General features: G+C 62.1%; 18 protein-coding genes and 1 riboswitch. Of the genes, 9 read left to right on the forward strand and 9 right to left on the reverse strand.

Features of this window, described 5'->3' with window-relative positions; genetic code table 11:
- Positions 1-157: 157 nt before the first annotated feature.
- Together ACO076_RS09115 and ACO076_RS09120 are read right to left on the reverse strand one after the other, a co-directional pair.
- Positions 158-1,615, reverse strand: coding sequence for a hypothetical protein (locus ACO076_RS09115; protein WP_421726407.1), 1,458 nt, complete (start codon positions 1,613-1,615; stop codon positions 158-160).
- Between the two features lie 94 nt (positions 1,616-1,709).
- Positions 1,710-2,600 carry an SMP-30/gluconolactonase/LRE family protein gene (locus ACO076_RS09120; RefSeq protein ID WP_421726408.1) on the reverse strand — a complete coding sequence of 297 codons (891 nt, stop codon included), beginning with the start codon at positions 2,598-2,600 and terminating at the stop codon, positions 1,710-1,712.
- Positions 2,601-2,706: 106 nt separating this feature from the next.
- Between ACO076_RS09120 and zwf the strand changes: the two genes are divergently transcribed.
- Entirely contained in the window at positions 2,707-4,185 is a 1,479-nt protein-coding gene (gene zwf, locus ACO076_RS09125) for a glucose-6-phosphate dehydrogenase (protein ID WP_421726703.1), read from the forward strand.
- Between the two features lie 2 nt (positions 4,186-4,187).
- Here the strand turns inward: zwf and ACO076_RS09130 are convergent, their stop codons facing one another.
- Positions 4,188-4,442: a hypothetical protein gene (locus tag ACO076_RS09130; RefSeq protein ID WP_421726409.1), complete on the reverse strand. Its 255-nt coding sequence runs from the start codon at positions 4,440-4,442 to the stop codon at positions 4,188-4,190.
- Positions 4,443-4,634: 192 nt separating this feature from the next.
- Here ACO076_RS09130 and edd point away from each other — a divergent pair, with 192 nt between their 5' ends.
- The 5 genes from edd (at position 4,635) to ACO076_RS09155 (ending at position 9,831) form a co-directional block, all read left to right on the forward strand.
- Positions 4,635-6,449, forward strand: coding sequence for a phosphogluconate dehydratase (gene edd, locus ACO076_RS09135; RefSeq protein WP_421726410.1), 1,815 nt, complete (start codon positions 4,635-4,637; stop codon positions 6,447-6,449).
- Positions 6,450-6,578: 129 nt separating this feature from the next.
- Positions 6,579-7,610 carry a DUF5655 domain-containing protein gene (locus ACO076_RS09140; protein ID WP_421726411.1) on the forward strand — a complete coding sequence of 344 codons (1,032 nt, stop codon included), beginning with the start codon at positions 6,579-6,581 and terminating at the stop codon, positions 7,608-7,610.
- Positions 7,611-7,799: 189 nt separating this feature from the next.
- Positions 7,800-7,896, forward strand: a riboswitch (TPP riboswitch).
- A 212-nt stretch (positions 7,897-8,108) separates the two neighbouring features.
- Positions 8,109-8,792 (forward strand): thiaminase II, encoded by a 684-nt coding sequence (gene tenA / locus ACO076_RS09145; protein ID WP_421726412.1) that lies wholly within the window; start codon positions 8,109-8,111, stop codon positions 8,790-8,792.
- A gap of 128 nt (positions 8,793-8,920) precedes the next feature.
- Positions 8,921-9,325, forward strand: coding sequence for a YybH family protein (locus ACO076_RS09150; protein ID WP_421726413.1), 405 nt, complete (start codon positions 8,921-8,923; stop codon positions 9,323-9,325).
- 59 nt (positions 9,326-9,384) lie between these two features.
- Entirely contained in the window at positions 9,385-9,831 is a 447-nt protein-coding gene (locus ACO076_RS09155) for a hypothetical protein (protein WP_421726414.1), read from the forward strand.
- 56 nt (positions 9,832-9,887) lie between these two features.
- Here ACO076_RS09155 and ACO076_RS09160 read toward each other — a convergent pair whose 3' ends face one another.
- The 6 genes from ACO076_RS09160 to cysG form a co-directional block, all read right to left on the reverse strand.
- A complete protein-coding gene (locus ACO076_RS09160) occupies positions 9,888-10,883 on the reverse strand; it encodes a TRAP transporter substrate-binding protein (RefSeq protein ID WP_421726415.1) in 996 nt (331 codons plus the stop codon).
- 210 nt (positions 10,884-11,093) lie between these two features.
- On the reverse strand, positions 11,094-11,633 hold the full coding sequence (locus ACO076_RS09165; protein ID WP_421726416.1) for a DUF934 domain-containing protein: 540 nt from the start codon (positions 11,631-11,633) through the stop codon (positions 11,094-11,096).
- Positions 11,634-11,646: 13 nt separating this feature from the next.
- Positions 11,647-12,402: a phosphoadenylyl-sulfate reductase gene (locus ACO076_RS09170; protein WP_421726417.1), complete on the reverse strand. Its 756-nt coding sequence runs from the start codon at positions 12,400-12,402 to the stop codon at positions 11,647-11,649.
- On the reverse strand, positions 12,389-14,050 hold the full coding sequence (locus ACO076_RS09175) for a nitrite/sulfite reductase (RefSeq protein ID WP_421726418.1): 1,662 nt from the start codon (positions 14,048-14,050) through the stop codon (positions 12,389-12,391). Before ACO076_RS09175 ends, ACO076_RS09170 begins: the two co-directional genes overlap by 14 nt.
- 178 nt (positions 14,051-14,228) lie before the next feature.
- Positions 14,229-14,561 carry a DUF2849 domain-containing protein gene (locus ACO076_RS09180; protein WP_421726419.1) on the reverse strand — a complete coding sequence of 111 codons (333 nt, stop codon included), beginning with the start codon at positions 14,559-14,561 and terminating at the stop codon, positions 14,229-14,231.
- A gap of 16 nt (positions 14,562-14,577) precedes the next feature.
- On the reverse strand, positions 14,578-15,993 hold the full coding sequence (gene cysG, locus ACO076_RS09185; RefSeq protein ID WP_421726420.1) for a siroheme synthase CysG: 1,416 nt from the start codon (positions 15,991-15,993) through the stop codon (positions 14,578-14,580).
- Positions 15,994-16,307: 314 nt separating this feature from the next.
- Here cysG and ACO076_RS09190 point away from each other — a divergent pair, with 314 nt between their 5' ends.
- The 3 genes from ACO076_RS09190 to ACO076_RS09200 are packed head-to-tail and all read left to right on the forward strand — an operon-like array spanning position 16,308 to position 18,276.
- Complete coding sequence (locus tag ACO076_RS09190) at positions 16,308-16,718, forward strand: AAA family ATPase (RefSeq protein WP_421726421.1); 411 nt, start codon at positions 16,308-16,310, stop codon at positions 16,716-16,718.
- Positions 16,719-17,705: an AAA family ATPase gene (locus ACO076_RS09195; protein ID WP_421726422.1), complete on the forward strand. Its 987-nt coding sequence runs from the start codon at positions 16,719-16,721 to the stop codon at positions 17,703-17,705.
- Positions 17,698-18,276, forward strand: a complete 579-nt coding sequence (locus ACO076_RS09200; protein WP_421726423.1) for a hypothetical protein — start codon at positions 17,698-17,700, stop codon at positions 18,274-18,276. Before ACO076_RS09195 ends, ACO076_RS09200 begins: the two co-directional genes overlap by 8 nt.
- Positions 18,277-18,286: the final 10 nt, after the last annotated feature.

Below are 18,286 nucleotides of genomic sequence, written 5' to 3' on the forward strand. Positions count from 1 at the left end.
TCCGATTTGCTCGCCCCGATAACACAATACACCAGAAACGGAAGCGACCAATTAGCCGCACGCCAAGGACGTCGGGAGCGGGGCTGTCGCTATCCGGCTCAGCACACGGGAGGTGTCGCCTGACGACGAGGCGCCGCGACCCGCCCGGAACGGGCCCCTACCGCGGGCGGCAGGCGGTGGCCGGGCCGGCGAAGCGGGCGAAGCGCACCTGGCCGCCGTCACGCACCACCAGCCGGGCCTCGCCAGCGGTGTAGCGGGCTCTGCTGCCGCCGGGCTGGAACTGGAGGCGGAGCGGCGGGGCGCCGGCTTCGGAGACGACTGCGACGCCCTTCTCGCCGTTGTAGCGCACCGAGATCAGCGAGCCGTTGTCGCAGCGATAGCTGGCGACGATACCGGGGCCGGACGTCGCCGGCGGTGGTGTCGGGCCGGCCGGCGCGGTGGCGCAGGCCGCGACCAGCTCGCGGGTCGGGCCGGCGCTGCCGGCGAGCGAATAGGTTGTCGCCCAGCCGCCGGCGGCGACGCCGAGCGATGTCTCGCGGATCATCGCCTGCCACAGCGGATCGTCGGCGGGAATGGTGACTTCGGGAAGCGATACCCCGTCCATCTCGCTGACTACCGACCCGGTGCCGGGATAGGTGCGGGAGAAGCCGCCGGCGGAGAAGCGGACCGGAATGCTGGCGCCGGGGGTGAGGCCGACCACGCCAGTGTCGGTCAGCGTCACCTGGACGGCGCCGGAGCGTCGTTCGCAATTGGCGAAGAACACCGTCGCGTCGGTTTCCGGAATGCCGCGGATCAGCGTCGCGCCGTCGTCGAAGCTGGAGAAGATCCAGGCCATGTCCTCGTCGGACCCGGCGACCGCAGTCGGCGTACCGGGGGCGGGCAAATCCGGCGTGTCGGCGACAGTGGTCTCGCTTTCCAGCGCCACGACCACGTTCCAGTCGTTCAGGCAGATATTGGCGTCGGTGGTGACCGACGAGCCGTTGGAAAGCGTCAGGCCGACCGCGCGCTCGCACACGATGCCCTCGTCGGTGCCTTCGACCTCGAACACGACCGTGCCGCCCTCGCGGCCGGTGATGGTCATCGGCTCGTCGTCGAGGCTGACCGAGATGATGGTGACCGACGGATCGTCGGTGGAAACGGTGACCGCCTGGCTGAAGGTGGCGCCTTCGGGCAGCGGCGGAATGCCGTCGTCGGTCTCCTCGACTGCGACGTCTTCATCCTCGACGGCGACGTCCTCGACAACCTCGCCTTCGTCATCGGGAACCTCGGGGACCTCCACCTCGGCGATCGCCGGTTCAACCTCGACCGTGACCGCCCAGTTGAGGACGCACATGTCGGCGACCTGCTCGACCTTTTCGCCGGTCGAGGTCACGAATTCGATGCGGTTGGCGCAGCCGACCGGCGTGCTCGGGCTGTCGATGCGGAACAGGGTCGAGTCGTCCTCGCCGCGCCCGACGATCGCCAATTCCTCGCCATTACGGAACGCCTGTTCGATGGTGACGTCGGGTTCGCTGGTCCTGGCCGAGAAGATCCGGGTGTCGGCGAGCGCCGAGGACGTACCCATCACGGCGGCGATGGTGACGGAGGCGGCGATGGCGTGGCGGCGATTGTCCATGGGCGATTCCCGTTGTCTTTTTCGCGCGATCACTCTCCCGCGCAAGGCGGCACTGTTATGGCCGGCTTGCTGAACCTGCGATGAATGTCGCCGGTCAGCCGGACAGCCGGAAACGGTTCTCGGGCAGCCCGGCGACGTCGGTCCGGAGCGCGAACAGGCCGCCGCCGTAACGCTGTGCCACGCCCTTGGCGGCGGTGGTCACGTAAAGCGTCTTCAGGTCGGGACCGCCGACGGTGCAGGTAGTGATGTTGTCGACCGGCATGTCAATCACCCGGTCGACGGCGCCCGACGGATCGACGCGCACGATGCAGCCACCGCCATAGCGCGCATTCCACAGGTAACCTTCGGAGTCGATGACCGAGCCGTCCGGCAAGCCGCGATCGAAGCCGGTGAAGAAGGGTCGCTCGTTGGTAATGGCGCCGGTTGCCGCATCGTAGTCCCAGACGAAGATGGTGTTGAGCAATGTGTCGCCGAAATAGAATCGGGTCCGGTCCGGGCTCCAGCCGAACGTGTTGCTGATGCCGATACCGGTCTTCTCCACCGTCGACGCGCCGTTGGCGGTGACCCGGAACAGGCGGCCGGCGGCCTCGTCGGCGATGTCGATCGTCGCGCCGTCCGGGCCGATATTGTTGAACATGGTGCCGACCCAGAAGTGGCCGGCCGGGTCGGGGCGGCCGTCATTCATCCGAGCATCCGGCCAGTTGGTCTCCGGCTCGGCGAAGTCGGCCCGGGCGTCGTTGGCCGGCTGCCACAGGATCAGACCGCCGCCGAGGGCGACCAGCAGGGTGTCGTCGCGGTCGGTGAGGGCAAGTGCGGCCGGCGGGCGATCGAAGAACCAGCTTCGGGTCGACTTCGTTTCGGGATCGTAACGATGGACCAGCAGGCGATTGATATCGACCCAATAGAGCGCGTTTTCGCCGGCGTGCCAGACCGCCCCTTCACCGGTCCAGTCGCCGGCCGGCACCACGCATTCGACTTCCCCCATGCTCAACCCCTCCCCATGTCGTTTTTTCTCGATATGCCTCTGCCAAAATCCCGCATGGCAGTGTAGACCGCAACCGCCAAAACCGGAAAGCGGGAGCAGCCTCCTTATGACAAGCCGCATCATCGCCGTTGAGCCCTTCGACCTGGTTGTGTTCGGCGGCGCCGGCGACCTCGCCTACCGGAAACTGCTGCCGGCGCTGTATCACCGATGCCGCGACGGGCAGCTTCCGGGCACCGGGCGGATCATCGGCGTCTCGCGACGGGCGATGAGCGACGAGGCCTACCGGGAGAACACCCGCCAGGCTCTTGTGGATCACGTCCCCGAATCCGAGCGTGACGGCACCACGGTCGACTCGTTTCTCGACCGGTTGCACTTCATCTCGGTCGACGCCACCGGCGACGCCGGCTGGAGCGATCTGGCCGAGGCCCTGAAGACCGGCGACGACCGGATCCGCGCGTTCTATCTGGCGGTCGGCCCGGAGCTGTTCGGCACCATCTGCAAGCGGCTTGGCCAGGAAGGGCTGGTGACACCGGAAACGCGGGTGATCATCGAAAAGCCGATCGGCCACGATCTCGACTCCGCCTGCGCGGTCAACGATGCGGTGGGATCGGTGTTCGAGGAAAGCCAGATCTACCGCATCGACCATTATCTCGGGAAGGAGACGGTCCAGAACCTGATGGCGCTCAGGTTCGGCAACACCCTGCTCGAGCCGCTGTGGCGGAACGCCAGCGTCGATCATGTGCAGATCACCGTCGCGGAAACTCTCGGTGTCGAGGGACGCGGCGGCTACTACGACAATGCCGGCGCGCTGCGCGACATGATCCAGAACCATCTGCTGCAGCTCCTCTGCCTTGTGGCGATGGAGCCGCCGGCCTTCATGGACGCGGACTCGGTGCGGGATGAGAAGCTGAAGGTGCTGCGCAGTCTGAAGCCGATCGCCGAAGGCAACGCCACGGCGCTGACCGTGCGCGGCCAGTACCGCGCCGGCGCCGGGCCGGAAGGGTCGGTTCCCGCGTACTCGAGCGAGGTCGACAACCCGGACACGACCACCGAGACCTTCGTCGCGATCAAGGCGGAGATCGCCAACTGGCGTTGGTCGGGGGTGCCGTTTTATCTGCGCACCGGCAAGCGTCTCGCGACCCGCGTCTCGGAGATCGTGGTGGCGTTCCGTGCCATCCCTCACTCGATCTTCGGCGAGGGCGCCGGGGCGCTGAAGCCCAACAAGCTGGTAATCCGCCTGCAGCCGGACGAGGGCGTGCGGCTGTGGATGATGATCAAGGACCCCGGTCCGGGCGGCATGCGCCTGCGCTACGTGCCGCTCGACATGAGTTTCGCCGAGGCCTTCAAGGTGCGCAGCCCCGACGCCTATGAGCGGCTGATCCTCGATGTCATCCGTGGCAACCAGACCCTGTTCATGCGCCGCGACGAAGTGGAGGCGGCATGGAAGTGGATCGATCCGATTGCCGATGCCTGGGAGCGCGGCGACGAGGCGCCCAAGGGCTACACCGCCGGCACCTGGGGACCGTCGGCGTCGGTCGCCCTGATCGAGCGCGACGGCCGCACATGGTACGACGAGCAGGGGTAAACTCAGCCCGGCGGCAGGAAGCGCCTGACGAGGGCGGGAACCGCGAAGCCGATCACAATGGCGACGATGGCAAGCAGCGCGGCGACAAACGCCGTCGAAGCGCGGGCGCCGTCATCGGGGTAGCCGCCAATGTCGAAGAAGGCGATGCCGATGGCGGCGAGCACCAGCGCGACGGCGAGGATGCGGCAAACCGTCGGCAGACCGAGCGCCAGGAACCGGATGAGACGCACGACACCGCTTTCCGCCTTGTCCGCCACGGCAATCCCCCGAGCCCAAGCGTGCGGACGATACCATGGCTTGGGCGCGGCGTGAGGATGGGCGGATCGATCCAATGGGACGGTGCGCTGCCGAAACTATGGGCAGCCGGCCATCTGGCGAAGCGCGAAACCGCAAGTATCGTGAGAGGCGAACGGGCCCCGGGCCCGCCAGGATGAGATGGAGACATGACCATGGCCCTTGATGCCCGCATCGGGGAAGTCACCGAACGCATCGTCAAACGCAGCGAATCCGGCCGGCGCCAGTATCTCGACCGGGTCGCGGCGGCGGCCGAGCGCAAGCCGAACCGCACCCGCCTGTCCTGCTCCAACCTCGCACACGGCTTCGCTGCGTGCGGGCCGGCGGACAAGGCGGCGCTCCGCGGCGACACGGTGCCGAACATCGGCATCGTCACCGCCTACAACGACATGCTGTCGGCGCATCAGCCCTATGAGCGTTTCCCCGAACTCATCCGGGACGCCGCTCGGGCGGCCGGCGGCGTTGCCGAAGTCGCCGGTGGCGTGCCGGCGATGTGCGACGGGGTCACCCAGGGACAGGCGGGGATGGAGCTGTCGCTGTTCTCCCGCGACACCATCGCCATGGCCGCGGCGGTCGGGCTCTCCCACGACATGTTCGACGCGGCGGTCTATCTCGGCATCTGCGACAAGATCGTGCCGGGGCTCTTAATCGCGGCGCTGACTTTTGGCCATCTGCCGGCGGTGTTCATCCCCGCCGGGCCGATGCCGACCGGCCTCCCCAATCCCGAACGCTCCAAGGCGCGGCAGCTTTACGCGGAGAAGAAGATTTCGTGGGACGACCTGCTCGACGTCGAGGCGAAGTCCTACCACGCCCCCGGCACCTGCACCTTCTACGGCACCGCCAACTCCAACCAGATGCTGATGGAGATCATGGGGCTCCATATCCCCGGTGCCAGCTTCGTCAATCCCAACACGCCGCTCCGCGACGCGCTGACCCGGCTGGCGACGGCCCGGGCCCTGGCGATCACCGCCCAGGGCAACGAATACACACCGGTCGGTCGAGTCATTGACGAGCGCGCCATCGTCAACGGCGTGGTGGGCCTGCACGCCACTGGCGGCTCGACCAACCACACGCTCCACCTGGTGGCGGCGGCGAAGGCGGCGGGCATCTATCTCACCTGGGACGACTTCGCCGACCTGTCCGAGATCGTGCCGCTGGTCGCCCGGGTCTATCCGAACGGCACGGCGGACGTGAACGACTTCCACAAGGCCGGCGGCATGCAATTCCTGATCCGCGAACTGCTGGCCGACGGTCTCCTGCACGAAGACGTGACCACTTCCTGGGGCACTGGACTAAGCGGCTACACGCAAACGCCCGCGCTGGGTGACGACGGCGGCATCGTCTGGACCGACACGCCGGTGGCCAGCGGCGACGAGACGGTGCTGCGCCAGCCTTCCGAGCCGTTCTCGCCCGAGGGTGGGCTGCGGCTGCTCGACGGCAATCTCGGTCGCGCGGTGATCAAGGTCTCGGCGGTGGCGCCGGAGAACCAGGTGGTCGAAGCGCCGGCGCTGATCTTCCACTCGCAGGAGGAACTGCGCGAGGCCTTCCGCGCCGGTGAACTGGAACGCGACTTCGTCGCCGTGGTGCGGTTTCAGGGACCGCGCGCCAACGGCATGCCGGAACTGCATCAGCTGACACCAACTCTCGGCGTGCTCCAGGACCGCGGCTTCAAGGTGGCGCTACTCACCGACGGCCGGATGTCGGGCGCGAGCGGCAAGGTGCCGGCGGCGATTCATGTTACCCCGGAGGCCGCCGACGGCGGCGCCATCGCCAAGCTCCGTAACGGCGACATCGTCCGCCTCGACGCGCCGCGCGGCCGGCTCAACATCATGGCCGACCACGAGGAATTCGTGAATCGTGAGCCGGCGACGGCCGACCTCGCCGCCAACGAATACGGCCTCGGCCGCGAACTGTTCCGGATGTTCCGCGCCAACGCCCAGCCGGCGGAACTCGGCGCGGGGGTGTTGTAGGGGCGGTTGTTTATGGGCCGTGTCTAGGGCGGCTGCTTGTAGTCAATTTGAGAAAGCGTACTCCTTGGGAGTTGATTGCAGCGTGTGTTAGCCTGCCAAGCAAACTTGTGGATGCGGCGGTACAGCTCAATGGCGGAAAATAAGATCGAACGATACTTTTGTAATGTTTGCAAAGGGAGGACGAAGCATTTTGTTCGAGCAGAATACAACAAAAATGACGAAGACGAGGTGCTCGTTTATCGCCAACGGATGCTCATTGTGGAGTGCTGTGGTTGTGAAAATTTGGAACTCGTGAAATTGTCATTCCTTAGTGGTAGCGTTATTTATGACAATGATAGTGATGAGAAATGGGACGAGTCAATTTTTCCTCCAGTCACGTATCGAGTCGCGCCGGAGTGGTTTGATGATCTCCCTGATCCAACACTAGTGAAGATTTTTGGAGAGATATACAAATCACTTCAAACAGAGTCGTATTATTTGGCAACTTTTGGTTCGAGAACACTGATTGATCGACTGATAGTTTTGACAGTCGGTGATCAAGGTAGTTTTGCTAAGGGCTTGGCAGCTTTGCAAGGCCAAGGAAAGATTTCTGATCACGAAAGAACCATATTGGATCCGGTTGTTCAAGCTGGCCATGCTGCCGCACATCGCGGCTGGGCACCGACGAGGGACCAATTGGCAACAATATTAGATACGGTTGAGGGACTCATACGGCGACTCTTGGTGTTACCTCAATTGGCTGAGGAACTTGACGAAGCTGTACCGGGTTATGGGGGCAGCACAAAAACTACAGGGATGAAGGCGGTCATTACTGCGAGTGAGAAAATCGACAAAGCACCGCAACAAATTAAGGACCTCTATGACGCTCTGCTAAACCGATCCAAAGCTCTTGGAGAAGATGTGTCGATTCATCCCCAAAAGCATTATATTGCTTTTCGTAGGAATCGCAATTTCGCGTCTGTTCAGGTTTACAATACAAAAAGAGTAATAAAGATATACCTCAACCTTGATCCCGATGAATTGGAATTGGATCCTTCATACATGCGCGACGTTCGACAAATTGGTCACTTTGGAACCGGTGATCTCGAAGTTAATTTGGCTGCTAATACCGATCTTGATAGGACAATGGAACTGGTTTCGCGGAGCTATGACGTGTCATAGCTGATGGGCGATACAATCTGAGCTGTCGCCCTGCTTTGAGCAGGGGAATGCTGTTGGCTGTGGGCGCCGGCGCGACTACTCGGTGATCTCGGCGCGAAAAGGTTCCGCGACGGCGACGCCCTGCCGACGAGCGGGACTGCCAGCCGCGTCTCGCTTCTTTGACAGCTCAAACGGATTTGTGACAGACAGAAGCTGCAACGGGGGCATCCGGCGTCGGCCGGGTTGAGACGTACCCTTGGAACCTGAACCGGCTCATACCGGCGGAGGAAGTTGCGATCGGCTCCCTCCGCGGCTGGCCGGTTTGCATCCCTGCCGACAACACAGAGGGATGCGGATGCAAGACCCTTCAATCGCTACGAACCATGTTGTCACGAACGTGATGGCTGACGTCATGATGGCTGCTCGGGGCTCGATCGCCACTCGGGGTCTAGGCGGCCCGATCGTGGGCAGCGGTCATGGGCCTCTCAATGATTTCCGCGGCGGGACGGAGGTTCGCCGATGAGCTTCACCCGCAACCTCTGGGAGGAGACCGCGGACCTGCAGGAGGCGATCCGCACCATGCCCTTCAACGCGGAACTTGCCGTCGGAACTTTGTCGCTCGAGACCTTCCGGGGATACATCATTCAGGACGCGCACTACCTCGAAGGCTTCGCCCGCGCGCTAGCGCTCGCTGCCTCCCACGCTCCCGATGCCGAAAGCATCGCCCAACTGGCCGGTTCGGCCAACGGCGCCATCGCGGTCGAGCGGCAACTGCATGCCGAGTACATGGCGCTTTACGGTGTGTCCAAGGAGGATTTCGCCGCGGCGCCGCCATCGCGCGCCTGCGACCACTACGTCAACTTTCTGGTTCGCTCGGCGGCGGTCGACCCGTTTACGATCGCGGTCGTTGCGCTGTTGCCGTGCTTTTGGATCTATCAGCGGGTGGGCGTTTCCATCCATGCCGAGGCGGCGGCCGAGCATCCTTATCGCGCCTGGATCGACACCTATGCCAGTGACGCCTTTGCGACCGTGGTGCAAGAGATGCTCGACCTGACCGACCGGCTGGCGTCGCAATCGAGCGACGCGATCCGATCGGCGATGCAGACGGCCTTCATCCACTCTTCGTGGCACGAATGGATGTTCTGGGAGAGCGCATATCGCAAAGAGAGCTGGCCCGAAGCCAGAAACGTCGCCGCCCCCTGATGCCTTAATGCTCCCACCCGCCTCAGTTCGTACGATCGCTACGACGCATTCTGCTCAAGGAGATGGTATCGAGCAGGCCATGATGCGATGGCGTCGGTTGGCAGCGATAGGGCCGAAAGGAGACAACCATGGACATGCGGAAGACGCTCGAGGATTTTCACGCGGCGTACAACGAGGCGTTCAATCGAGGCGATGCTGCCGGGTGCGCGGCGTTCTTCTCAGAAGATGTCGCCTTGCTGGCGCCTGACCAACCGATGGTCCGGGGCCGAAAGGCGTTCGAGGAAGCGTACCAATCCCGAATGGACCAGGACAGCGGCGGGACTCACACCAACGCACTGGTGGAGTACGGTGTCGAGGGCGACATGGCCTATGAAATCGGAACGTTCGCCGTTGCGGGCACGAATCCGCCGGAGAAGGGCAAGTTCGTCAACATCCTGAAGCGCCAGCCGGACGGTACCTGGAAAGTCACCGTCTCCATCTTCAACAGTGACGGGCCGCGTGGCGAGGACCAAGCTGACGCCAGCACCACTTAAAACCGTGAAAGCTTTGCGGGCTAAGCGCATGAGCAAGAGCTCAAACCGGAGACATATCGATGTCTGATTATTTGGAGGCGGTAGGAACGTTCCTGACGAACGATATGGGCAAGGCAGAGGGACAAGACGTTACCAGTCGAAGCCTGCTGACGTTTAGCGAAGGGGCACTAGCCGTCCTAATCGACGCCAATCAGGCCGGCGTGACCGGGTTTGGGCCCTACAGCGCAGCCACCGGTTCCTGGCGCGGCGTTTCGAACTCCGACGGAATCATCCGCGTATCCGCTGTTGTCTTGCATTTCACCTTTGCCACATCTCAGTTTCCGGAGAAAAAGATCGGTCGTGTCGACATTGACGCCACGATCGACACGAACCAGGACACCCTGTCGGGAACGTTTCGCCTTTTTCTATTTCCGATCGACGGCGATCCACTTGGGCCGATCCCTGAGGAGCCGGCTTTGAGCGGGCCCATTACCGGACAGAAGGTCGTCGCGGCGCCGAGCGGCTGATTTCGCCTACTCATCTGAAGCGTGGTCATCGCAGGCGGGGTTACATTTGACGCCGACTAATCGGCGATATCAGCGCGAAAGGCCTCGACGATGGCGCCGGCAGGCTGACCGATCGATTCGACCGATTCGTCCAAAATCGGTTCCATCGCAGCACGCACGTGATCGATCAGGACAGGCGCCAGCTCGCCTGCGATAACGATGCCGCTGTCCGTGAGGATCTTGACCTTGAGCGCGTCCTCGGCTTCCGAAACGGCCCAGAATCGCGGCTGGAGCCGGGCCGCAACGTCTTCGATCGCCGCCTGATGGTCCGTCGAAAGCGTGTTCCAGGCATCGAGGTTGACGGATACCGCGTTCGACGCCGGGAGGAAGTGGGCCACATACATGTAACTGAAGTGCTCCCAGAACTTGCCGTCCACCCCGGAGCTCGCCGATGTCGCGACGGCGTCGATGGTACCTTCGTTCAGAGCCGGAACAACGTCACCCCAGGGGAGTTGCACCGTTGTCGCGCCGATCCGGTCGTAGGCGGCCGTCAGGGCATCGAACGCCGTCCGGACCTTGAGGGCCTGCAGGTCCTCGACCGTTTCAAGAGGTACCTGGGCGTAGAGGTAGGTCGTTGGCCATGGAACGAAGTAAAGGAACTTCTGATTATGCCCGACGGCGCGTTCATGCACATGCGGCAGCCAGTGCTTGTGAAGAAGCGCTATTTCGTCGTGGTTCGACGCAAGGTTCGGATTCGCCGCCAGACCAAGCAGCGGTTCTTCAGCGGCTTGCTGAGGCAAAAGCATCTCTCCGATCGGCACCGTGCCGTCGCGAACCGCGGCGAGTATCTCCGGCCCCTTGAGGCCTAATGCCCCGCCCGGATGGACCGTGATGACGACCTCGCCGCCCGTCGCCTCGTCGACCGCCGCGGCGAACGCCTTGGCGTTCTCGACGTGAAAATTGCCTTCTGGCCACACCAGTGGCAGGTCCCACGCCGTTTCGGCATACGCCGGCGTTCCGGCGAACGCCGCTAAGGAAACGAACAGCATCCAACGTAAAGACCGTGAAATCATCGACGTCGCCTTTCCCGCTAGGGTTCAACTTCCTGCCGTTCCGGCCAAGCGAATGCGATACGCGCTATGGCTGCCTGTTCTCTCTCATTGGAGATATAGCAATCGGCCAAATTCGACCGACGCCAAAGTCGACGTAGATGATGGGCGGCCCGGACCGCGATTTATTTTGCACCGCAAGATGGCGAGCATGGGGCGAAAGTATGCGCGCCTTTACCCGCGCCGCCGTGTCCAGGGCCGGGTGCCGGCCGGGACTTCCTTTTCGCCGAGCGCCGGCTGGAGATAGCGGGTGACCTCGGGCCATTCGCCCTTTTCGAAGGCGGTGACGAGCTGGGCGTCGTCGGTCTGGAAGGCGTCGATGCCGACCCGCGCCATCAGCGGCACCTGGTCGATGAAGTAATCGCCGACCGCACGGATCTCGCCTTTGTAGCCGTCGCGGTCACGGAGCAGCCGGGCGATCGAGAAGGCGCGGCCGTCGGCGAACTTGCGCATCTCGACCGCGATCGCCGGGAAGTGGGCGAGGTCGGCGACGATGTCGTCCCAGTCACTGTCGGGCGCGAACACCAGCCCGACCGGCGCGTTACGGCGCTGGAGCGCGTCCCGTTCGTTGCGCCACCGCTCGAGTGAGACGAACACCGGCGCATCGTCGGGTACGGGCGCGTCGTCGGCGATGATCGTCCAGTCGTCGTCGACGAAATCGCCGTTCTTCCAAAGGGGCATCGGGTCTTCCGGTATCGCGGCGTCTAGGGCCATTACAATCCTATCCTCATATGCCGCCGCCGTCGGTTCCGAAAGTGGGTTCGTGGATGCCGCACTCGGTTTTGTCGAGACCGCGCCAGCGGCCGGAGCGTTGATCCTCGTTCGCCGCGACCCGGCTGGTGCACGGTACACAGCCGATTGACGGGTAGCCCTTGGCGACCAGCGGGTGCGGCGGCAGGGCGTGCTTGGCGGCATAAGCCTTGAGGTCGTCGGGCGACCACTCGATCAGCGGGTTGATCTTGATCCGCTCGCCCTCGGCCTCGAACAACTGCAGGGCGGCGCGCTTGGCGTTCTGGAAGCGCTTGCGCCCGGTGAACCACGCGTCGAAGTCCTTGACCGCGCGCTGCAGCGGCTCGGTCTTGCGCACGTGACAGCAGTGATCCGGGTTCGTCATCCACAGCGCCCGGTGCGGGTCTTCCGCCGCCAGCCGGTCCGGGTCGGGCGTGACCGTGCGCACGTCCTGGAGCCCAAGGGTCTCGGCGAGCTTGGTCCGGTACTCCAGCGTCTCGGCGAACAGGCGGCCGGTGTCGAGGAAGATCACCGGGACGGTGTTGTCGACCTCCGACAGGATGTGAAGGAGCACCGCCGACTCGGCACCGAAACTGGAGACCAGCGATATCTTGCCGGGGAACAATTCACGCACCCCGAGCTCCACCGCCGCGTGGGCGGTGAGGTCGGGATAACGCGCGTTCAGCGCAGCACTTTCCGCCCGGACTCCGTTGTCCGGGTCCACAGCCAGCGCGATGGCATCAAGCGGTGCCATAGAGCGCGTCCTTGAAGGGCGCTTGTCCAAGCCGGCGATAGGCGGCGAGGAAGTCCTCGTCGGCGCTTTCGCGGTGTTCGAGGTAGGTGTCGACCAGAGTCTCGACCGCGTCGACGACTTCGTCGCTGGCGAACCCCTTGCCGATGATTTCGCCGATCGAGGCGGTTTCGTCTCCGGAGCCGCCGAGCGTGAGCTGATAGAACTCTTCACCCTTCTTCTCCACGCCGAGGATGCCGATGTGGCCGACATGATGATGGCCGCAGGCGTTGATGCATCCGGAAATCTTGATCTTGAGATCGCCGATCTCGCTCTGCCGTTCGTGGTTGTCGAAGCGCTCGGAAATCCGCTGGGCGATCGGGATCGAGCGGGCGTTGGCGAGCGCGCAGTAGTCCAGCCCGGGGCAGGCGATGATGTCGGTGACCAGCCCAGCGTTGGGCGTCGCGAGCCCGGCTTCGGCCAGCGCGTCATAGACCGCCGGCAGATCGTCGAGGGCGAGATGCGGCAGCACCAGGTTCTGCTCGTGGCTGACGCGGATTTCGTCGTGGCTGTAACGCTCGGCGAGGTCAGCGATCAGGTCCATCTGGTCGGCGGTAGCGTCGCCCGGCGTGCCGCCGATCGGCTTCAACGACACCGTGGCGATGGCATGGCCGCTGATCCGGTGGGGTACGACGTTCTGTTCGATCCAGTTGTCGAGGCTCTTGTTGGCGGCGCGGGCACGGTCGAGGACGACGCTTGTCGCCGGCCGCGGGGCGAGGTCGGCGGGCACGGCAAAATAGTCCTGGATGCGGCGGACCTCGTCTTCGGGAAGCGCCAGCGCCGAATGGCGAATTCGCTGCCACTCTTCCTCGACCTGACGGCGGATTTCATCGGCGCCGGTCTCGTGGACCAGGATCTTGATCCGTGCCTTGTACTTGTTGTCGCGCCGGCCGAAGAGATTATAGACGCGCAGGATTGCCTCGACATAGGAGAGCAGATCGCCCTCCGGCAGGAAGTCGCGGATCTTGTGGGCGATCATCGGGGTGCGGCCCAACCCGCCGCCAACATAGATGGCGAAGCCGATTTCGCCGGCCTCGTTGCGCTTGGCCTGGATGCCGATGTCGTGGACCTGGATCGCGGCACGGTCGCGCTCGGCGCCGGTCACCGCGATCTTGAACTTGCGCGGCAGGAAGACGAACTCCGGGTGGAGCGACGACCACTGCCTTAGAATCTCCGCATAAGGACGCGGGTCGACGATCTCGTCGGCGGCCGCGCCGGCGAACTGATCCGCAGTGACGTTGCGGATGCAGTTGCCCGAGGTCTGGATCGCGTGCATCTCGACTTTGGCGAGGTCGTCGAGGATGTCGGGGATGTCCTTCAGCGCCGGCCAGTGGAACTGCAGGTTCTGGCGGGTGGTGAAGTGGCCGTAGCCGCGGTCGTATTTGCGGGCGATGAAAGCCTGCATGCGCATCTGGTCGGCGCTCATCGTGCCGTAGGGAATGGCGATGCGCAGCATGTAGGCATGAAGCTGGAGATAGACGCCGTTCATCAGCCGCAGCGGCTTGAACTGGTCCTCGGTCAGCTCGCCGTTGAGGCGCCGTTCCACCTGGCCGCGGAACTGGGCGACCCGCTCGTCAACAAACGCCTGATCGAACTCATCGTAGCGGTACATCTTTTGTTTCCCTGTCGGGCCTAGCGGCCTTCCGCGCCTCTTGCCTTAGTTCCCTGTCAGGCCGGAGCCTGTCCCGGGCGAAGACCCGGGAGCCTTCCACGCCTCTTGTGTTACTTCCCTGTCGGGCCGGAGCCTGTCCCGGGCACCGACCCGGGAGCGCTCCGCGCCTCTTGTTCCTTCAGTCTCCGCGCGCCGCCAACTCCGCCCGTTCGGCGTCGCCATAGGCGATGGTCGGGCCGCGCTCGGCGCGAATCCGCTCGCGCAGCCGGATCGGCATCGGCACCCCATCGGTGACTTCCACGTCGATGGCATAAGGCTCGATCACCACGCGGGCGTCGTGCTGGGCCTGGCCGTAAGCCAGCGCCTCCTCCAATTCGTCGTCGCCGAGCACGCGGGCTTCGCCAATGTCGAGGGTCCAGCCGCCGTTTGAATCGAGGAAGACCACGAGGCCGTTGTCGAGGCGGTTGGCGGTGATCGCCTTGGCCGGGCCGGATTGTGCAGCTCTGAACATGGGCTCCGTCTCCCGGTCAGGCGGCGAGGGCGGCGAGCGGCGCCGGTGCCGCGTCGAGCGCGCCTTCGGCCACCACGTCGCCGATGATGATCAGCACTGGGCCGGTGAGCTCCGGTCGGGCGGCGAGGACGCCGAGCTCGTCGAGCCGGCCGGCATAGGCGGTGCGGTCGGCCCGCGAGGCGTTTTCGATCACCGCCACCGGAGTCGATCCCTTGAGCCCGGCTTCGACCAGCCGTGTTGCCACCTTGCCGGCGACCGAGCGGCCCATATAGACGGCGACCGTCACGCCGCCCAGCGCCAGGCCGGCCCAGTCGGGCAGGGTGTTACCGTCCGCGTCGTGGCCGGTGGCGAACACCAGCGACGAGGAGGCATTGCGCAGGGTCAGCGGGATTTCGGTCTCGGCCGCCGCGGCGAAGGCGGCGGTGATGCCGGGAACGATGTCGAACGACACGCCGGCCGCGCGCAGCGCCGCCATCTCCTCGCCGGCGCGGCCATAGATCAGCGGATCGCCGGATTTCAGCCGAACGACCCGGTTGCCGCTTTTCGCCTCGGTCACCAGGAGGGCGTTGATGGCGTCCTGGGAAAAGGAGTGATGGCCCTTGGCCTTGCCGACCAGAACCCGGCGCGCGTCGCGGCGGCCTTGGGCGACGACCGCCTCGGGCACAAGCCGGTCGTAGACGATGACGTCGGCTTCCTGAAGGGTGCGCTGGGCGCGCAGCGTGAGGAGGTCCTCGGCGCCGGGGCCGGCGCCGACCAGCGAGACATGGCCGGCGAGGTTGGGCTCGATCTCCAGCATCCGCAGCGCTTCGCCCTCGGCCTCATACATCCGCCCGGCGAACACGTTCTCCGCCACCCGTCCGGAGAAGAACCGCGCCCAGAACCGCCGCCGGTCGGTGACGGTGGCGAGGCTGCGAGTCACCCGTTCGCGCAGCCGGTCGGCGAGGCCGGCGAGATCGCCAAAGGCCGGCGCGAGCAGGCCCTCGATCCGCGCCCGCACGTGGCGGGAGAGCACCGGCGCGACGCCCTCGCTGCCGATTGCAACGGCGAGCGGCGCCCGGTTGACCAGCGCTGGCGTGAAAAAATCGCAGAGTTCGGGACGGTCGACCACGTTGACCGGTACACCGGCCTGTTTGGCGAGCGCCCGGACTTGCGCGTCGGACGCCTCCGATCCGGTGGCGGCGAACACCAGCGCCGCGCCGTCGAAATCGCCGGCCGCCGGCGCGCGCCCGCGCCATTCGCCATGGGCGGCGATCAGATCGGCGCCGGTCTCCTTGTCGAGGCTCTCGGCGTAAACGACGATCTCGGCCTTGGTCTCGGCGATCAGCCGGATCTTGGCCGCGGCTTCCTCGCCGCCGCCGACCACTACCACCGGCCGGCCGGCAACCTTGTGGAAGGCGGGAAAAACACTGAGCTTGCGCTGACTTTCGGGCATCGGTGGTCTCCACGGGCGACGCGCCCGTTGTCGGGACGGCCTAATGTGAGAACGAATCTAGTCAGTCCGACGCCAGGGAACGAAGCCGGCGATTTCAAACCCAAGGGGCTGAGAGGAAAAAGATTTCAGGGGTGTGGGGTAGGGGAGGATGGGGGAGGGGCAACGGCGAACGTACCACGGGTGAGTGCAATTTCACGATGCGGCGGCCGGCCAATCACACCATTGAAGTTCCGCGATCAACTACGTTACGCTACTGTTCGCCTAGCACTGCAGCCACCGACGGCTTCGCGCCGGTCTGCTACGAAACGGAACAAATGCTACGCCAAATCCGTGTCGACGGTTATCGATCTTTGACAGATTTCAAACTCGAGATCAAGCCGGGTTTGAATATCCTTGTCGGTCCAAATGGTTCCGGTAAGACAAATATAGTATCTTTCTTCGAATTTTTATCTTATATGATTGAGGGTGCTCTGTCAGACGCAGTTTTTAAGTCTGGAGGCGTATCTGCAGTTTTTCAGCGAGTACCATCTGATTGCATAATCCCGCCGATAAAAATTGAAATACAGGGGCAAACTAGAAGAAAAAGCCCATTTCGATCCGAGAGAAATAGTGATCGAGGTTTGTATTATGAATATTCATGCAAGATAAAAATATCTGAAGAGGAGTCTTATATATACTATGCGGGTCAAACACTTAAAATAGCATATCTAAATGCGGCCGGATAGTTGAAAAAAGACAAATTTAATCAAATACAGTGGGATTTGCATGTAAATTCCAAATCAAATTACAACTCTCCATCGAATTTTACGATTAGGAAGATTGATTTTCGTACAAATAATCTTCCTTACTACTATTTTCCAGTAGAGGAAAATCAAGATAGAAAAATTCGAATATCTCATATAGAAAGAAGAGTCGAGCGTATTGATCTTTCTTCTCGAAATATACTTGAGCTATCAGATCATTTTTTCCCCGAGATGAGGGCGATTAAATCTGATCTGTTTACTGGAAGATCATACAATATTCATCCTCGCAATGTGAAGGATAGGGAAGACATATCAGTTCCCGTAGGTGTTGAATTCGATGGCTCTGGCACTGCAGCTACTCTCTTCGCCTTGTGGAAAAGCAAGCTGCGCCCACACGTAGTGGCAAGACCGGAACGTCTACGTTCGCCGTTATACTTGAGGCGACCTGCCACTTTAAGTAAGCGTATGTATGATGAAGTGCTCTCTATGATGGAAATTGTAAACGAATCTATAATAGATATGCAGGTGAGCGTCGACAAAATAGAGAATTTCATCCGAATTATGTTCAGAATAGATTCTGAGGATGGAGAAATCGAAATACCTCTCCAAAATATGTCCGATGGAACAGCAAAATGGCTGGCATTGGTAACATCGATCATGACAAATAGAGCAATATTTGCAATAGAGGAGCCGGAAAACTATCTACACCCCTATATGCAAAAGGAAGTTATTGAGATAATGAGAGAAAGTACAAATCAAAATAGAACGGAAAGATTTGCGATAATCACAACTCATAGTGAAACACTTCTCAATGCGGCAAGGCCTGAAGAAGTCATTTTGGTGACAATGGAAAAAGGCGTATCTGTAGCAGTCAGAATAGGCGAACCTGAACGATTGGCGGAGCATATTAAGAAGTCGGGATTTGGGCTTGGTCACTACTACCTTATGGGTGCGTTGCCTTATGCCTGATCCAGCTTTTCTGGTGGAAGGCCATATGGAGCAACTTGCTCTTAAGCGATTGGGCTGCAAGGTCCCAATTCAACGCATTGAGGCAAATGGCGATAGCGTTGAGATGTCGGCTATGGCAGTTAGAGTGGCCGCATTGTGGAAAATACTTGGCAATAAGTATTATCCAGTGTACGTAATATTTGATCGGGAGAACCGTGTTGAAACAGCGGAACAGTTAGAGTTGGAATTGATCCGAGTTCTCGTTGATATTCACGGCTGTCCGGAAGAACAATTTGTTGTTTGCTGTTGTGATCGAATGATTGAAAATTGGATATTGGCGGACAGCGAGCTATGCGAGTCGGAATTCGGTGGCTGTGAGGAAGTATGTGAAGGGGTTCATGGAAAGAAAAAGCTGAAGAACCTCCTGGGGCGTAAAGGTATGTATAGTGAGACAACGGTGGGGGTAAAATTGCTCACACAAGCAAATTCAGCAACATTGGTGTCAAGGAGTCCGAGTTTCCGCCGTTTCGCGATGCGGTCGCATTTTAGATGTAGCTGGCTTGAACCGGCCCGCATGGAACTATGCAAGTAGGATTTGGTGT

The organism is Bauldia sp. (assembly GCF_965232525.1).
Classification (GTDB): Bacteria; Pseudomonadota; Alphaproteobacteria; order Rhizobiales; family Kaistiaceae; genus Bauldia.

What these genes read in the sequence shown, in the direction of transcription:
- ACO076_RS09115 (WP_421726407.1), bottom strand. Translation starts at nt 1,615, where the DNA reads ATGGACAATCGCCGCCACGCCATCGCCGCCTCCGTCACCATCGCCGCC.
- ACO076_RS09120 (WP_421726408.1), bottom strand. Translation starts at nt 2,600, where the DNA reads ATGGGGGAAGTCGAATGCGTGGTGCCGGCCGGCGACTGGACCGGTGAA.
- zwf (WP_421726703.1), top strand. Translation starts at nt 2,707, where the DNA reads ATGACAAGCCGCATCATCGCCGTTGAGCCCTTCGACCTGGTTGTGTTC.
- edd (WP_421726410.1), top strand. Translation starts at nt 4,635, where the DNA reads ATGGCCCTTGATGCCCGCATCGGGGAAGTCACCGAACGCATCGTCAAA.
- ACO076_RS09140 (WP_421726411.1), top strand. Translation starts at nt 6,579, where the DNA reads ATGGCGGAAAATAAGATCGAACGATACTTTTGTAATGTTTGCAAAGGG.
- tenA (WP_421726412.1), top strand. Translation starts at nt 8,109, where the DNA reads ATGAGCTTCACCCGCAACCTCTGGGAGGAGACCGCGGACCTGCAGGAG.
- ACO076_RS09150 (WP_421726413.1), top strand. Translation starts at nt 8,921, where the DNA reads ATGGACATGCGGAAGACGCTCGAGGATTTTCACGCGGCGTACAACGAG.
- ACO076_RS09155 (WP_421726414.1), top strand. Translation starts at nt 9,385, where the DNA reads ATGTCTGATTATTTGGAGGCGGTAGGAACGTTCCTGACGAACGATATG.
- ACO076_RS09160 (WP_421726415.1), bottom strand. Translation starts at nt 10,883, where the DNA reads ATGATTTCACGGTCTTTACGTTGGATGCTGTTCGTTTCCTTAGCGGCG.
- ACO076_RS09165 (WP_421726416.1), bottom strand. Translation starts at nt 11,633, where the DNA reads ATGGCCCTAGACGCCGCGATACCGGAAGACCCGATGCCCCTTTGGAAG.
- ACO076_RS09170 (WP_421726417.1), bottom strand. Translation starts at nt 12,402, where the DNA reads ATGGCACCGCTTGATGCCATCGCGCTGGCTGTGGACCCGGACAACGGA.
- ACO076_RS09175 (WP_421726418.1), bottom strand. Translation starts at nt 14,050, where the DNA reads ATGTACCGCTACGATGAGTTCGATCAGGCGTTTGTTGACGAGCGGGTC.
- ACO076_RS09180 (WP_421726419.1), bottom strand. Translation starts at nt 14,561, where the DNA reads ATGTTCAGAGCTGCACAATCCGGCCCGGCCAAGGCGATCACCGCCAAC.
- cysG (WP_421726420.1), bottom strand. Translation starts at nt 15,993, where the DNA reads ATGCCCGAAAGTCAGCGCAAGCTCAGTGTTTTTCCCGCCTTCCACAAG.
- ACO076_RS09190 (WP_421726421.1), top strand. Translation starts at nt 16,308, where the DNA reads ATGCTACGCCAAATCCGTGTCGACGGTTATCGATCTTTGACAGATTTC.
- ACO076_RS09200 (WP_421726423.1), top strand. Translation starts at nt 17,698, where the DNA reads ATGCCTGATCCAGCTTTTCTGGTGGAAGGCCATATGGAGCAACTTGCT.